Genomic DNA, 16,040 nt, shown 5'->3' with positions numbered 1-16,040 from the left:
TATTGAATTATGAAAGAAAACAGACAAAATCTTAATCGAAATTTAGCTCAAATGCTAAAAGGTGGAGTTATTATGGACGTAACAACTCCTGAACAAGCACGTATTGCTGAAGCTGCAGGTGCATGTGCAGTTATGGCACTAGAACGTATTCCTGCAGACATTAGAGCTGCTGGTGGTGTTGCACGTATGAGCGATCCAAAGATGATTAAGAGCATACAAGAAGTTGTTAGTATTCCTGTTATGGCGAAATGCCGTATTGGCCATTTTGCAGAAGCTCAAATACTTCAAGCAATTGAAATAGATTATATCGACGAAAGTGAAGTACTTTCACCAGCAGATAACATCTATCACATCAACAAAAACGACTTTACAGTTCCCTTTGTTTGTGGTGCTAAAGACTTAGGAGAAGCTCTTCGCAGAATAGCAGAAGGTGCAACTATGATTAGAACCAAAGGAGAACCTGGAACAGGAGATATCATTCAGGCAGTACGTCACATGCGTATGATGCAAAGTGAGATTCGCCGTATCGTTTCATTAACTGAAGGTGAGTTATTCGAAGCAACAAAACAACTACAATCTCCTTATGAGTTGGTGAAGTATGTTCACGACAATGGTAAGCTACCTGTTGTTAATTTTGCTGCTGGTGGTGTTGCAACTCCTGCAGACGCAGCATTGATGATGCAACTAGGAGCAGAAGGCGTATTCGTTGGAAGTGGTATCTTCAAGAGCGGAAATCCAGAGAAACGTGCTGCTGCAATTGTGAAAGCTGTTACTAACTATAAAGACGCTAAGATGATTGCAGAGCTCTCTGAAGATTTAGGCGAAGCTATGGTTGGTATCAACGAGCAAGAGATTGAGTTGTTAATGGCTGAAAGAGGCAAATGAAAAAAATTGCAGTTCTAGCCCTTCAAGGTGCTTTTATTGAGCACGAGGAGATGATTAAAAGTCTTGGTGACGTTGAAGTATTTGAAATTCGCAAGAAAGAAGACTGGCAACAACATAAAGACGGACTAATTATCCCTGGTGGAGAAAGCACCACAATGATAAAACTTCTACACGAACTCGATTTGTTGAACGACATTCAAACTGCAATATCTAACGGTTTACCCGTATTTGGTACATGCGCAGGACTTATACTTCTTGCTCAAAATGTAGTGGGAGAGAGTGATGTTCAACGTATTGCAACAATGGATATTGAGGTTGTTCGTAACGCATATGGACGTCAATTAGGTTCTTTTGAGACCAACGAAAAGATGAAATATGTATCGGATAGCTTCCTTATGACATTCATACGAGCACCTTATATCAAATCTGTAGGAAAAGATGTGGAGGTGTTAGCAGAGGTTGATGGCCATATTGTTGCAGCCAAGCAAGCAAATCAATTGGTTACATCTTTCCATCCTGAACTAGGAAATGACTCTAGTATTCATGCTTATTTCTTAGAACAAATGGTGAAATAAGACAGTAATTCATACGATATAATAAAGTTATTGAGGTTAATAAATAAGGTCAAACTTATTTATTAACCTCTTTTCTTTACAGAGATTATACTCAAAAAAACGATGAAATCTTTATTTTTGAGTTATACTTACTATCCTTTATATATTGGAATAAGCTTTTAAAAGAGAATAAAAGTAATCCCAGTTAAATATTTTCCTATCAACATAATATTATAAAAGCATTGTTTTTACCGAATAATTACGTTGCTTTTACACTGTAATAACATTACTTTTAATCTATAAAAGAGATGCTTTTATATTCTGCAAAGGGTGATAACAGGATATCAAGCAAATAAAAAAGATCGATTTCATCGATATAAAAACAGAAAATAGATGCGCTTTATATCTTTAATCGTCTTTTCCTTTGGTGAGTTTTATGTTCTTCTTTCTATCTAGTTTGATAAGCAACAACCCAATTCCTGTCCATATAAGTTCTCTAATTCTTACAATAATAGCTAAAAAACTACCCGAAGATGCCGAGAAACCAAGTTGGACTGAACTCAGAATAAAGCCTCCTTCACGTCCTCCAAGCTGTAAAGGCATAAAGAAAAGTAGATTTGCAATTAAACTAGTATAAGCTATAATTATCAATGATTTTACAAAACTTACCTCAGGATTTACTATAAGTAGAATAAACATTATTTCAAAAGAAGAAATAACTCTACCTACAAATTCAATAAATACAACAGAAAAGAAAGTGAATCTATTTTCGTTTTTAAGTGCAGATATTTGTTGGTCTATTCTTTGCAACTGATCATAATGTTTTTCAATAAAAGGCAAAGAATATCGTTTTACCAAAGGAATTTTGTTACAAAGTTCCAATAACTTCACAGCTAAACCATACTTATAGGCTTTCAAGAAAAAGGCTATACCTAATAATAGTATGACTCCTGTAATCGCAACAACACTGCCTTCGAGCAACGAAAAAGATTCAAATAGAAGGAAAAGAAATATGGCAAAAAGCCAAAATATAAAATGACTAAAAATATGAGTCATTACAAATAGCAATACAGAAGATGTTGCTCGCTCTGTACCAATCTTGGGGGTTAGTTCCATTATGCGATAAGGTTCACCTCCCATTAAGCCTCCTGGAGTGGCATAATTAAGCGAAAAGGCAGAAATAGTGACTTTATAAAGCCAAAAGAAATTTATTTTTTCCACCTTATCTTTAGGCTTTCCTGTTTTAATAATTAAATACCAAGATAGCGTATTGCCTAAATACAACACCAACCAAAAAGCCAAAATAAGCCAAAACCAGTAACCGGCATGGCGTATATTATTTACAATTACGGTGAAACCTAAGTTATACACCATAATTGCAAATATCGTAACACCAAATAGAAAAAAGAAATTTTGGTATTTATTCTTCATTTTTCTGTTCTGAATGAGAATTCTTTTGATTATCTCTCTGTCTGTTATTAGAGAAGCGTCCCTTTTCTACTTCATCTCTTTTTTCGTGATACAGCTTCTTAAGAGGATTAGCATAAGGTTCTTCAAATGTAATTCTATTTCTAAAAATATCAATTGCTTGATATATAGCTTGTCGTAAACAATTCTCATTAACAATACCTTCTCCTGCATCATTGAAAGGAGAGAAGAGGGCAGGAGCAGTACATATAATTGGTAAACCACTCACAGTTAAAACATTGTCTGATTGAACTAAAGTCTTTAAAGGAATAATACCTTGGTCGTGATACATGGCTAAAACAGCATCGAACATACCAAACTCATCATTATCCCAGAAACTATCTGCAGCAAAAGGACCGAAAGCATTAATACCTTCACTTGCTAATTGAGTTATTGCAGGAGCGATAATATTCTTCTCTTCTTCGCCATTTCCATCTGGATTAAGGGATAACACAGCAATACGTGGCAAAGAAATACGATAATCTTTTTGTAGGGTTTTATGCAAAGTAGTTACTTTCTCAATGATATTTTCCTTGGTAATATAATTGGGAAGATCTTTAATGTCAATGTAATTTGTTAATGTTGCAATACGTAAATACTCATTACTATAAATTTGTAGCGCATCGTTTGTTTTACCCATACAAGTTTCTAGATAGTGAGTAAGTCCTTTAAAAGGAACTCCTTCGACATTAATATTTGCGCTATCGATAGGAGCAGACACTAAAACATCATACAATCCCTCTCTATAATCGGTTATTGCTGCATCTAAAGCCTTTATCGCTGCAACACCAGACTCTTTACTAGGGTGGGCAAAATCTACTTTAATTTCTTCATCAAAACATGTTAGAAGATTCACTTTTCCATCTGTTGCCTCACGAGCATTGTTGATAATTGTAAAGTTTGTTGGTATTTCTAACACCTTAGAATGATAGGCTGCGAGCTTTGGTGAGCCATATATAATAGGAGTACATAATTCTAATAACTCAGGAGTTGTAAATGCTTTTAATATCATTTCATACCCAACACCATTGGTATCTCCATGAGTTATTGCAATGCGTAACTTTCTATTTTCCATAAAACATTTGTTTTTCGTATTTATTGTTTAGCTGTTTTTTCTTTCTTAGCAGTTGATAATAAGCCACAAGCAGCAAATATATCTTGTCCTCTACTTGCTCTAATTGTTGTGAATACACCATGAGAAGTGAGGTAATCTCTAAATTGTTCCATCTTCTTCTCATTAGTTGGATTAAGCGGAACATTTGGTATTTGATGAAAACGAATGAGATTAAAGCGACATTCTAGGCCTCTAACAAGGTCTACTATATATTGTGCATGCTCTTTAGTGTCATTCAATCCATCAAAAACAATATATTCAAAAGAGAGTCGACGTTGATGAGCAAAATCGTAGTTTCTTAATAACTCAACAATACTATCTATCGACATTCCTTTTTCTGCAGGCATAATACTAGCTCGTTCACTAGCTATTGGGTTGTGCATACTTATTGCGACGTGACAATCGCTTTCGTTTAAGAATCGTTCTAACTTACCTTTTACACCAACACTACTAACTGTTATGCGCTTAGGGCTCCATGCATAGCCATAATCAGATGTGAGAATTTGAGTTGTTCTTAAAACATTATCAAAATTATCCATAGGTTCTCCTTGCCCCATAAACACGATATTGGTTAACTTATCACGTTCGGGCAAAGAATAAATCTGATTAAGAATATCGCAAGAAGTTAGGTTTCCTTCAAATCCTTGTTTGCCTGTTTGGCAGAATAAACAATTCATCTTACAACCAACCTGTGACGAAACGCAAAGAGTTGCACGGTCTTTATCAGGGATATATACTGTTTCTACAAACTTTCCTGATTGAGTTGGAAAAAGATATTTTATGGTTCCATCTTTGGAATACTGTGCATCTATAAACTTTGCACAGCCTATATAAAAATGTTCTTTGAGCTTTTCTCGATTGCTTTTAGATATATTTGTCATTTCATCTATCGACGAAACGTGTTGCGAATACAACCATTTTGCAATCTGCTTTGCTGTAAATTCGGGCATACCCAGATTAGTTACAGCTTGTTTTAGTTCAAACAAAGACATTCCTAAAAGTGCCTGTTTGTCTGTCATCATATCAATTTTAGATCTTATTTTCTTATGCAAAGTTACGGAAAAAAAGATAAAATAGGTCTATTTTCATTCGTTTTATATATATTTGCAAGTAAAAATAAAACAATGATGATTAACCATATAGATTATTTCTTACCAGGAGAAGGATTCTTAAATAGCCCTGAAACACTTGAAAAGGTGGCAAATGAAAAAGAAATCACCTCTGTCTATGCATTGGTAAAAGATGAACATTTCAATACTGAATTAAATAAAAATAATATAAAAGTCGTTTGTTTTCACGACTTTCTTTCTACCGAAATGCTGCATCAATTGATTGAACATGCAACATCTCCATATATCTTATTGAACCTCAAAAATGCATCTATAGAGTGGGGATACAATGCTCTTTCAAGAATGATTCAGGTTGCAAAAGATACTGATGCAGATATTGTGTATGCAGATCATTATGACATCATTGAAGGACAAATACAAAAACATCCTCTAATAAACTATCAAATAGGAAGTGTTAGAGATGATTTTGACTTTGGACAGCTTGTTCTTATCAAAACTCAAGCATTGAGAGAATTCCTCAATTCAAACAAAGAAGAAAGCTATAAGTATGCTGGTTGGTATTCGTTCCGCTTGTTTGCTGGAGCCAATAATAAAATTGTTCATATTGATGAATACCTCTACACAAAAACAGAAACAGACAATAGGAAGAGTGGGGAGAAACAGTTTGATTATGTAAATGCGGCTTTTCGAGACATACAAATTGATATGGAAAAGGCCTTTACAGTATTTCTTGATAAACAAAAGATGCTTGTAAACATTGCAAATTATCAACCCATTCAATTTAATGACTATCACTTTAACCTCGAAGCGTCGGTTATTATTCCTGTATTCAATAGAGAAAAAACAATATCAGATGCTGTTCTTTCTGCCCTAAAACAAAAAACAAGTTTTAGATTTAACGTGATTGTTGTTGACAATCATTCTACAGATGATACAACAAATATATTATCCGAGCTCTCAAAGAGTTACCAAAACTTAGTTCATCTTATACCTGAAAGAACAGATTTGGGTATTGGAGGCTGTTGGAACTATGCTATAAACTCAACTCATTGTGGTAAGTTTGCAGTGCAATTAGATAGCGACGATCTTTATTCTAGTAGCTCTACACTTCAAAAAGTCGTTGATGCTTTCTATAAACAAAAGGCTGCAATGATTGTTGGTAGCTACAGAATATGCAACTTTGAGCTAGAAACTCTACCTCCAGGTCTTATCGATCACAAAGAGTGGACAGACAATAATGGTTGTAATAATGCTCTAAGAATAAACGGATTAGGCGCACCTAGAGCCTTTTACACACCTATATTGCGTGAAATAGGTTTCCCTAACACAAGTTATGGAGAAGACTACGCTGTGGGATTACGCATCTCTCGTGACTATAAAATAGGTAGAATATACGACGAACTCTATCTTTGTAGACGCTGGGGAGGTAACTCTGATGCTGCTCTAAGCATTGAAAAGGTAAATGCCAACAACCTATATAAAGATAAAATTAGAACGATTGAGATATTAGCTCGTTTTAATAAGAATATAACCAATAATAATTCATTGGTTAATAGTAGCTTAAATAGATTCTTTAATCAACAGCTTTCACATTGGAAAGAGGTTGAGAAGCGATATAAAAGGCTTTCTGAAATAGAAACAAAAACCTTAGAAATAGGGGAGAACTATGTGAAATTACAACATAACCCAAGCAGACTTGTCTCTACGGGAGCTAGTATTTCTAAAGCAGATATAGAGCAACGTCCTTGTTTTTTATGCAAGAAACAACGCCCAGAAGAGCAGTTAATAAAGCGATTTGATAGTAGATTTGAGATATTAGTGAATCCTTTTCCAATTCTTCCTATCCACTTTACAATTGCATCTACACAACATCAACCACAAAGAATCTATTCGAATATAGATGAAGTGTATCATTTCCTTTGTGAATTCCCTGAGATGATGCTATTCTATAATGGTCCTTTAAGTGGTGCTTCTGCGCCCGATCACTTGCATTTCCAAGCGGGAACAAATGGCATTTTACCATTACAAAATGATTGGAACAGACTTAAAAACGACATAAAACCACTTGTATTGATTAATGAACAAGAACAATTAGGTATCATCAATACATTTATTGTTCCTGTATTTGTAATTCAATATCAACGAGGCCAATCTCAAATTGAGTTGTTTAAGCTTCTATATAATAGCTTAAAGGAAATACAACCTGAAACAGAAGAGCCAATGATGAATATCATTTCTTGGAGAAACGAGAAAGAATTCATCACTGTTGTGATCCCAAGAGAAAAGCATAGACCAGAATGTTATTATGCCAAAGGAAATCTTCAGCGCATGATTAGTCCTGGAGCTCTTGATATGTCAGGCTTAATTATCACTCCTAAAAAAGAGGATTTTGATACTCTTTCAGGAGCAGAAGCTGTTAGTATTATTCAAGAATGTGGCTTTACAAGCGAGAAAGTAAATCGTGTATGCGATGTAATTGAAAGAAACAAGCATTTTAAACCCACTTCATTCACAACAGCATTGCTATCTGAACAGCCTACAATCTCTGTGGGAATTCTTTGTGACAAACAAATAGATATCATTTTAAATGATGTTTATACAGCCAAAGGACAATCGATTCAAGGAGAGCAAAGTCTTGTTTTTGATGACGGAGGAATACTTTGGAATGGTAAAAATTATCAAGAAATTACCTTCCACCCACAAACTTCTAATGCCTCATTCACACTAAAGAATGTTTCAATAGGTATCAATTTCCATTGGGAAAGAAAAGAAGAACAAACCTTTGAAGGTGCCTTAAAGTTGATTATTGATTCTGATAAAATCTGGGCTATCAATATTTTACCTCTAGAAAATTATCTTTCTTCGGTTATTTCTAGTGAAATGAGTGCAACATCGTCATTAGAATTATTAAAGGCTCATTCTGTTATTTCGAGAAGTTGGTTATTGAATCAAATTGAAAAACATAACCAGTCGAAAAGCGAACAGAGCAATAATTTCTTCTCATTTACAAAGACTGACAAGGAAATTATTCGTTGGTACGATAGAGAAGACCATTCTTTATTTGATGTTTGTGGCGACGATCACTGCCAAAGATATCAAGGAATATCAAAAGGAATCACTCCTAATGCAGCTAAAGCAATTAAAGAAACAACTGGAGAAGTATTGCTTTCAAACAATGAAATATGCGATGCTAGATTTAGTAAATGCTGTGGTGGTGCTACGGAAGAATATCAATATTGCTGGGACAACAATCCTAAAGATTATCTTATTGCACTAAAAGATGACAAAGAGGGAAAAGAAATAGATTTAACCTCTGAGTCAACCGCACATCAATGGATAGTTGATTCGCCTGATGCTTTCTGCAATACAACAGATAAAAAGATTCTATCTCAAGTATTAAAAGATTACGATCAAGAAACAAAAGATTTCTATAGATGGGAAATTAGCTACTCTCAAGAGGAGCTAAAAGAACTCATTAGCAAGAAACTAAATACCGATTTAGGGAACATTATAGATATTATTGCTCTAGAAAGAGGTAAAAGTGGACGCATATATAGATTAAAAATCGTTGGCTCTGAGAAAGAGATAATTATTGGAAAAGAGCTTGAGATTCGTAGAACTCTTAGTAGTTCTCATCTATACAGCTCTGCATTCATCATTGAAAAGTCAGTAGACTCAAACAATATACCAACTTCTTTCACGCTTAAAGGAGCAGGGTGGGGACATGGAGTAGGATTGTGTCAGATTGGAGCTGCAGTGATGGGAGAGCAAGGATTTGATTATAAAGAAATCTTACTACATTACTATAAGAATGTAGAGATCAAGAAAATATATACTAAATGATTTGAAACCTTACAATAAAAGTGAAACAACATACTATACACCACAATCAATTGAATCAGAAAAGTCCTTGGAAATGGGTACCAACTCTATATTTCTCTGAGGGACTTCCTAATATCTTAGTTGCAGAAATTTCTGTATTAATGTACCAACAATTAGGACTTAGCAATGAACTCATCACCTTTTACACTAGTTGGTTCTATCTTCCTTGGGTGTTAAAACCATTCTGGAGTCCTTTTGTTGAACTACTTAAAACAAAAAGATGGTGGATTATTGCAATGGAACTATTGCTTGGTGCATCATTTGCAGCTATGGCTTTTAGTATTCCAACCACCTTTTGGTTGCAATCAACGATATGCTTATTTTGGATAATCGCTTTCTCAAGTGCCACTCATGACATTGCTGCAGATGGCTTTTATATGCTTGGCTTGAGCGAACACGATCAAGCCTTATTCAACGGAATACGCAATACTTTCTACAAAATAGCATCTATCTTTGGTAAAGGATTTCTCGTATTCCTTGCAGGTTCACTGCAAGTTCTATTCAGATGGCAAATCCGTTTCTCGTGGAGTATTATCTTTTACATCGTATCTGCTTTATTTATAGCGATTTATCTCTATCACATTAAACGACTTCCTACGCCAAAGAAGGATAAAAATATCAACCAAAAAGATATTAAAAGGATAGGGAAAGACTTAATAGAGACCATCTCTAGCTTCTTTAAAAAACCTTATATCGTCACAACTATATTATTCTTGCTGTTATATAGATTCCCAGAAGCATTGTTATCTAAGGTTTCTATCCTATTTCTTAGAGACTTTAAGCATGCTGGAGGTTTAGGATTATCCCCTCAAGAATTTAGCTTAGTATATGGAACTGTGGGTGTTATAGGTTTACTTGGCGGTGGAATTATAGGCGGATATTTAGTGAGCAAAGACGGACTTAAGAAGTGGTTATGGCCTATGGTCATTGCTATTACAGTTCCAGATGCCGTATATATCTATCTAAGTTATTATCAAGTAGATGCCTTGTGGCTAATCAATACATCTATTTTTATTGAACAATTTGGTTATGGTTTTGGTTTTACTGCCTACACATTATATATGTTGTATTTCTGTAGAGGACAGTTCCAAACACGTCATTATGCCATTTGTACAGGATTTATGGCAGCATCTATGATGTTACCTGGAATGGTTTCAGGCCGGTTACAATCTATACTTGGATATCAAAACTTCTTCATCTTTGTTTTGATAACTTGCATTATAACTTTCGTAGTTACATATTTTATCAAAATAGATAACAACTTTAGTAAGAAAAGAGAATAACTATTGCTTACCAAAGAATAACCTTTAAAAATGGATAGGAGAAGAGATTAAAGCACAATATTGTTTTATATAATACCTATTTATCATAATATTAATTATATAACTTTTTCGTCTCAATTATTTATATTTGTGGCATGAACTTTGATATGTCGCAAAATTTCGATGAAATATGCAATTACACTCTTACTTGTGGTGATTGCTCTTGGTGCGTGGTTAACTTTAATTCAGTTGGACACTTTGCCGGCTTTATTTGTTCGAATCATCCTATGCATCCCGATGTAAAATTAACCGATAAATGTATATTATTATGATAGATGAAACTAAATCTTTTACCGCTAAAGAATTTGAGCCAAACGATAACCTTTTTGGCTGTCTTTCACCCTCCTATATTTACAATAAAAATACAGGACATTATGAAACTGTGCCTTGTCATAATTGTACATATTGTGTAAATGTTGAGGCAAGCAAACAATCTCGACGAGTTCGTGAAGAGATAAAACAACATCTATTTAGTGTTATGTTTACTTTGACATATGATAATGTGTATATTCCACGAATGGAGGCATTTGCAGGCAAACATGGAGAAATGCAACTTAAACCTATTGGCAGAACTGCTGATTTACATGATAGTTGCCCTTTTAATTCTAAAAACTATAACGGTGATTATCGCTTTAACGATGATACACGTATACCTTGGATAGAAAATAACAAAATTTATTGTAAGAATAATCTACAATTTGCAACAGTTAGCAAAAAAGATATACAGAATTTTCTCAAAAGATTGAGGAAAAAAATTGATAAATTAAATATTCCACAAAATGAAAAAAAAATTCGCTATTTTATCGCATCAGAGTATGGACCAAAGACCTACCGTCCGCATTACCACGGTGTGTTGTTCATCGATTCCCCCACAGTCCTCTCTAAGATTAAAGCTTTCATCGTTGAGTCGTGGGGTCTTTGGGTCAAGAAAAAAGACACATTTAATAAGTATGAGTTTAAACCGTTTGCGGATACTTTTCTTACCTCCGAACACATCAATATCTGCGACCCAAACACAGCTTACTATGTTGCGGAGTATGTTGCAGGCAATTTGGGTTTACCAAAGGTGCTACGAGAACGTTGTACAAAGCCGTTCCACTTACAAAGTAAAAACCCTATTATTGGTGAATTCCAAAATAGCAAAGAAGAAGTTTTCGCACGCATCGATATCGGAATGCTTAGAAAACCTACAACGTTTACTAAAAAAGATGGAACTCAAAAGACAGTTAATCTTCTTATATCCAAAGATACATTATCTACCGTATTCCGCAAATGTTATAGATATAGTAACTTATCTAATGATATCAAATATCACACTTATAACTTCTATTCTAAGCACATCAGAGAATGGAAAGAGTATATTAACGTTAAACTTATAGAATATGCTTTTAAGAATAATATTAGATTTAATCGAGTTAATTTGTCTAGTTATCTTAGAGTATACCGTGAAGATACTTTCAGGAATTGGTGTATTAATTACAAAGCTGATGAGTATTTTCAACTTGAAATGGATAACGACACGAATTGGTATAGTAGCAAAAAGTGTTATGAATGCTCTAAAGACATTGACCTTAGGAGATATTGTCATTTTTCTGACTTTACTTCTGTGTATCTCTTTATGTTTGACCGCTATCTTTATTTATATGAACAGGATAAGCTGTCTAACTTCTATAATACGTTTAATAACTTAATTGAGGAAATAGGCTATTATTCAGCAGAATTAGAATGTTTTCCAATTCTCCGCCAGGCTATTCCACATATTAAAAAATTTACAGTTCACGGCTATAACTTGAACTTTGAACGAGAAAATAGAAAAGATATAAATTTACAACCATATATTAATTATATAGAAAGAACTCCTTTTAAATATTGGGTAACTCCTTACAACTTTCACGGCTATTTTGACGATGAAAAATTTGATAAAGAGTATAACCCCCGAAAAACAACTTTTTTCGAAACCTATAAGAATGAGCAAAAGAAAAAGCTTGATCTTAGAAATAAGTCGAAGAAAGTAAATAATACAACAGTTAATGGAGTTAGAAAAATGGCTTAACCAATTATTAAACAAATATGTATAACTATTTAATTTTAAATTAATTATGTCAACTTCAAAAGTCCCTTTAATTAAACCAAGTAAGGCGACACGCCCTCGAAATGCTTTCGACATTTCACAGCGTCACCTATTTACAGCACCTGCAGGCGCTTTGCTCCCTGTCTTATCGCTTGACCTCCTACCCCACGACCATGTGGAAATTAATGCAAGTGATTTCATGAGAACCTTGCCAATGAACAGTGCCGCATTTATGTCTATGCGAGGCGTTTATGAGTTCTATTTCGTGCCTTACAAACAGCTATGGTCAGGATTTGACCAATTTATAACAGGTATGAGCGATTATAAATCATCATTTATGTACGCTTTCAAAGGTAAAACACCCCCCTCTTGCGTTTCTTTCGATGTTCAAAAATTAGTGGATTGGTGCAAAACAAATACCGCTAAAGATATACACGGTTTTGATAAAAACAAAGGCGTTTACCGAATTCTTGATTTACTCGGATATGGTAAATATGCAAATTCCGCAGGTGTTCCATACACAAACCCAACATCTACAACTATGGGAAAATGTACACCTTTTAGAGGTTTAGCGTACCAAAAGATATATAACGACTTCTATCGTAATACAACCTATGAAGAATATCAACTTGAAAGTTTTAACGTTGATATGTTCTACGGCAGTGGAAAGGTAAAGGAAACAATTCCTAACGAGCCATGGGACTATGATTGGTTTACCCTCCGATATCGAAACGCTCAAAAAGACCTATTAACGAACGTTCGCCCTACTCCTTTGTTCTCGATTGACGATTTTAACCCTCAATTTTTTACAGGTGGTAGTGATATCGTTATGGAAAAAGGACCTAATGTCACAGGTGGAACACACGAGTATAGAGATAGTGTCGTTATTGTTGGAAAAAATCTTAAAGAGAACGGTGTAGATAGTAAGAGAACTATGATTTCTGTTGCAGACATTCGCAACGCTTTTGCACTTGAAAAGCTTGCATCTGTAACCATGAGAGCAGGAAAGACCTATAAGGAGCAAATGGAGGCACATTTCGGCATTTCTGTTGAAGAAGGTAGAGATGGTAGATGTACATATATCGGTGGCTTTGATAGTAATATACAAGTTGGTGACGTTACCCAATCAAGCGGTACAACCGTGACAGGTACAAAAGATACATCTTTTGGTGGTTATCTTGGTAGAACGACAGGAAAGGCAACAGGAAGTGGTAGCGGTCATATTAGATTTGATGCAAAAGAACATGGTATATTAATGTGCATTTATTCACTTGTTCCTGATGTTCAGTATGATAGTAAACGTGTTGACCCATTCGTACAAAAGATAGAGCGTGGTGACTTCTTCGTTCCTGAATTTGAAAACCTTGGAATGCAACCATTATTTGCTAAAAATATTAGCTATAAGTATAATAATAATACAGCTAATTCAAGAATAAAGAATTTAGGTGCTTTTGGTTGGCAACCAAGATACAGCGAGTATAAGACAGCGTTAGACATCAATCACGGTCAATTTGTGCATCAAGAACCCCTAAGCTATTGGACCGTTGCCCGAGCAAGAGGCGAAAGTATGTCTAACTTTAATATCTCTACGTTCAAAATCAATCCTAAGTGGCTTGATGATGTATTTGCCGTAAACTATAACGGTACAGAGTTAACCGACCAAGTTTTTGGAGGTTGTTATTTCAATATCGTAAAAGTTTCAGACATGTCTATTGACGGAATGCCTAAAGTATAAAAGAAAGGAATATAAATATGAGTAATTTAAATATCTTTTTCCCTTACTTATCTAACGATGAGATAAAGGCAATGGAAGTTCAAACCGAACCTAACAGAGATTTACCTGCACTTAACAGAGAGATAGAGGAAGTAGTCGATACACTCTTTCCAATCGACCCACTTACAGGAAATCCAACCTCAGCAGTAACAAAATTATTATCGCCTACTGTTTCAGCTTTAGAAAAAGAAAAGTATGCAAAGATGATGGAGGCAATACCAACAGATAACGGTAATAGAGGTGTTGACGATGACACACTTATGGCGACTCTGCCAAGTCGTAGAAACATGACGATGACCGATAATGATAAGTTTGCAAATCACATCGCTAACTTTACTGATTATGTAGCTGAAAGTGGAAAAGAAACAACCGCAACCGATACAGGAAGTACTGAAACAGGTACAGGTGCTACTGAATAATAAAAGTAGGGGGAATTTGCCCCCTACTATTTCATAACTTTTAATTTGTAAATTATGGAACAACAACAAAGTAACGGAGTAGGTGCAGCACTTGCAGGTGGATTATCTTCAGGTGCTTTAGGACTTGTTGGAGGTGCTATAAATTCGATTTTTGGAGCACGAGCACAAAGAAAAGAAAACGCCCGAAATAGAGCACATCAAGAACTGATGTTAAAACGACAACAGGAGTACAATGACAAAGTAAATCAAGAGAATAGAGATTGGACAAACGAAGTTAACGTAAGAAATCGTATAGAAAGCGCAGGATATAACCCTTATTTATACGACAATAACGCCCAAGCAAGTGCAGTAGGTTCTAATTCAGCAGGCTCTGCCCCTGTGGAAAATATGCCAAGTGGATTTGATCCAAGTTTTGGAAACGCTCTACAAAATGCAGGTAATTTATTTGCTGATAGTATGAATAAAATCAAAGATTTTGAGCGTAACAATTACGATTTAGGACGTAAACAATTAATAGATAATAAAAAAGACGTATTATCAGGTGGTGAAGGTGAGACGGAAGCACAGGAAGCAGTCGGCAACGCTAAATTAGCAGGCGCACACGCTCGTAAAGAATTAGCTTTGGCAGTTCAAGAGGAATTAAATACAACATTTATGCAGTCACAAGCATACGATGAGAATTCCCAACCGATGACAAATCCGGACGGCTCTCCGATGACGTACAGCGACGCCAAAAACAAAGGTATAGTATCACAGCAATACAAAACGATTGAGAAGTTATCGCAAGAGATTGCAAATATCGTAGAACAAGGTAATACGATTAAATGGGATAATCTTATAAAAGAATATCAGCTTAGAAATTTAATGCCTGAAACCCTTAACCAAATGCGTGCTTTAACTGAAAAGTATAACACAGAGGTAAAGAAATTAAATTCAGATATTAAATTAAACTTAGAAATGGCAGTAACTGAATATTTCAAACGTATGAATTTTCAAGCTGCTGCAAACATGAATTATTCTTTATCTAACTTTTATAATGTTTCTGCTTGGGATTTGAAAGAACTTAACCCTTTTAAAAAGAGAGAGTTAGAGTCACGTGCGAATTATAATAATACTTCTGCTTGGGACATTCAGCGGTCAAATCCGTATAAAATTGCTGGTTTGATTTCTGATTTTAATTTGAAAAATGGTCAATTAGATAGACTTAATTATGATCTAAATTATGATAAAGCACATGAATGGCAACGTAATCTTATGAATTATTTTAATTTATATTCTAATAATCCATTTTTAAATAATGTTCGTGCTTTAGGCGGTGCTTTTGGTACTTTACTTAAACTTTAATATTACATATTGTATTTAAATACCATTATAAAAGCAAATAATATATATAATAAAGGAATTATTAAGCCTATAGTTATAGAAACTATTATAACATATTTAATAACTTTCTGTTGTTTGGCTTTCTCATTCTCTAAATAT

The 16,040-nt window shown here is 34.7% G+C and carries 11 protein-coding genes; 8 read left to right on the top strand and 3 right to left on the bottom strand.

Annotated features, from left to right (window positions below):
* Positions 1 to 9 precede the first annotated feature (9 nt).
* Entirely contained in the window at positions 10 to 885 is an 876-nt protein-coding gene (gene pdxS / locus A3GM_RS0101365) for a pyridoxal 5'-phosphate synthase lyase subunit PdxS (RefSeq protein WP_018361588.1), read from the top strand.
* The gene (pdxT, locus tag A3GM_RS0101360; protein ID WP_018361587.1) at positions 882 to 1,460 is read left to right on the top strand and encodes a pyridoxal 5'-phosphate synthase glutaminase subunit PdxT; all 579 of its coding nucleotides are present in this window, start codon (positions 882 to 884) and stop codon (positions 1,458 to 1,460) included. The genes pdxS and pdxT overlap by 4 nt, the downstream gene beginning before the upstream one ends.
* 387 nt (positions 1,461 to 1,847) lie before the next feature.
* On the opposite strand, the gene A3GM_RS0101355 is transcribed toward pdxT, so the two are convergent.
* Genes A3GM_RS0101355 through rlmN form a run of 3 tightly spaced genes read right to left on the bottom strand, consistent with a single transcriptional unit; the run spans position 1,848 to position 5,042 of the window.
* Positions 1,848 to 2,870 (bottom strand): lysylphosphatidylglycerol synthase transmembrane domain-containing protein, encoded by a 1,023-nt coding sequence (locus tag A3GM_RS0101355; protein ID WP_018361586.1) that lies wholly within the window; start codon positions 2,868 to 2,870, stop codon positions 1,848 to 1,850.
* Positions 2,860 to 3,981, bottom strand: a complete 1,122-nt coding sequence (locus tag A3GM_RS0101350) for a PdxA family dehydrogenase (protein WP_018361585.1) — start codon at positions 3,979 to 3,981, stop codon at positions 2,860 to 2,862. Before A3GM_RS0101350 ends, A3GM_RS0101355 begins: the two co-directional genes overlap by 11 nt.
* A gap of 20 nt (positions 3,982 to 4,001) precedes the next feature.
* A complete protein-coding gene (rlmN, locus tag A3GM_RS0101345) occupies positions 4,002 to 5,042 on the bottom strand; it encodes a dual-specificity RNA methyltransferase RlmN (protein ID WP_025829724.1) in 1,041 nt (346 codons plus the stop codon).
* A 105-nt stretch (positions 5,043 to 5,147) separates the two neighbouring features.
* Here rlmN and A3GM_RS11315 point away from each other — a divergent pair, with 105 nt between their 5' ends.
* The 6 genes from A3GM_RS11315 (at position 5,148) to A3GM_RS0101315 (ending at position 15,902) form a co-directional block, all read left to right on the top strand.
* Complete coding sequence (locus A3GM_RS11315; RefSeq protein WP_018361583.1) at positions 5,148 to 8,933, top strand: DUF4922 domain-containing protein; 3,786 nt, start codon at positions 5,148 to 5,150, stop codon at positions 8,931 to 8,933.
* A gap of 50 nt (positions 8,934 to 8,983) precedes the next feature.
* Complete coding sequence (locus A3GM_RS0101335) at positions 8,984 to 10,255, top strand: MFS transporter (protein ID WP_025829725.1); 1,272 nt, start codon at positions 8,984 to 8,986, stop codon at positions 10,253 to 10,255.
* Positions 10,256 to 10,562: 307 nt separating this feature from the next.
* Positions 10,563 to 12,347 (top strand): rolling circle replication-associated protein, encoded by a 1,785-nt coding sequence (locus A3GM_RS0101330; RefSeq protein ID WP_154648055.1) that lies wholly within the window; start codon positions 10,563 to 10,565, stop codon positions 12,345 to 12,347.
* Between the two features lie 46 nt (positions 12,348 to 12,393).
* Complete coding sequence (locus A3GM_RS0101325) at positions 12,394 to 14,100, top strand: major capsid protein (protein WP_018361580.1); 1,707 nt, start codon at positions 12,394 to 12,396, stop codon at positions 14,098 to 14,100.
* A 17-nt stretch (positions 14,101 to 14,117) separates the two neighbouring features.
* The gene (locus A3GM_RS0101320) at positions 14,118 to 14,558 is read left to right on the top strand and encodes a hypothetical protein (RefSeq protein WP_018361579.1); all 441 of its coding nucleotides are present in this window, start codon (positions 14,118 to 14,120) and stop codon (positions 14,556 to 14,558) included.
* Between the two features lie 54 nt (positions 14,559 to 14,612).
* Positions 14,613 to 15,902, top strand: a complete 1,290-nt coding sequence (locus A3GM_RS0101315) for a hypothetical protein (RefSeq protein WP_018361578.1) — start codon at positions 14,613 to 14,615, stop codon at positions 15,900 to 15,902.
* Positions 15,903 to 16,040: the final 138 nt, after the last annotated feature.

The organism is Hoylesella nanceiensis DSM 19126 = JCM 15639 (assembly GCF_000379965.1).
GTDB classification, from domain to species: domain Bacteria; phylum Bacteroidota; class Bacteroidia; order Bacteroidales; family Bacteroidaceae; genus Prevotella; species Prevotella nanceiensis.
The sequence above is the reverse complement of the archived record's forward strand: the minus strand, read 5'-3'. Positions and strand labels throughout refer to the sequence as shown.

Coding starts and splice junctions, on each gene's coding strand:
- rlmN (WP_025829724.1), bottom strand. CDS start 5,042: ATGATGACAGACAAACAGGCACTTTTAGGAATGTCTTTGTTTGAACTA.
- A3GM_RS0101350 (WP_018361585.1), bottom strand. CDS start 3,981: ATGGAAAATAGAAAGTTACGCATTGCAATAACTCATGGAGATACCAAT.
- A3GM_RS0101315 (WP_018361578.1), top strand. CDS start 14,613: ATGGAACAACAACAAAGTAACGGAGTAGGTGCAGCACTTGCAGGTGGA.
- A3GM_RS0101355 (WP_018361586.1), bottom strand. CDS start 2,870: ATGAAGAATAAATACCAAAATTTCTTTTTTCTATTTGGTGTTACGATA.
- A3GM_RS0101325 (WP_018361580.1), top strand. CDS start 12,394: ATGTCAACTTCAAAAGTCCCTTTAATTAAACCAAGTAAGGCGACACGC.
- A3GM_RS0101320 (WP_018361579.1), top strand. CDS start 14,118: ATGAGTAATTTAAATATCTTTTTCCCTTACTTATCTAACGATGAGATA.
- A3GM_RS11315 (WP_018361583.1), top strand. CDS start 5,148: ATGATTAACCATATAGATTATTTCTTACCAGGAGAAGGATTCTTAAAT.
- A3GM_RS0101330 (WP_154648055.1), top strand. CDS start 10,563: ATGATAGATGAAACTAAATCTTTTACCGCTAAAGAATTTGAGCCAAAC.
- pdxT (WP_018361587.1), top strand. CDS start 882: ATGAAAAAAATTGCAGTTCTAGCCCTTCAAGGTGCTTTTATTGAGCAC.
- pdxS (WP_018361588.1), top strand. CDS start 10: ATGAAAGAAAACAGACAAAATCTTAATCGAAATTTAGCTCAAATGCTA.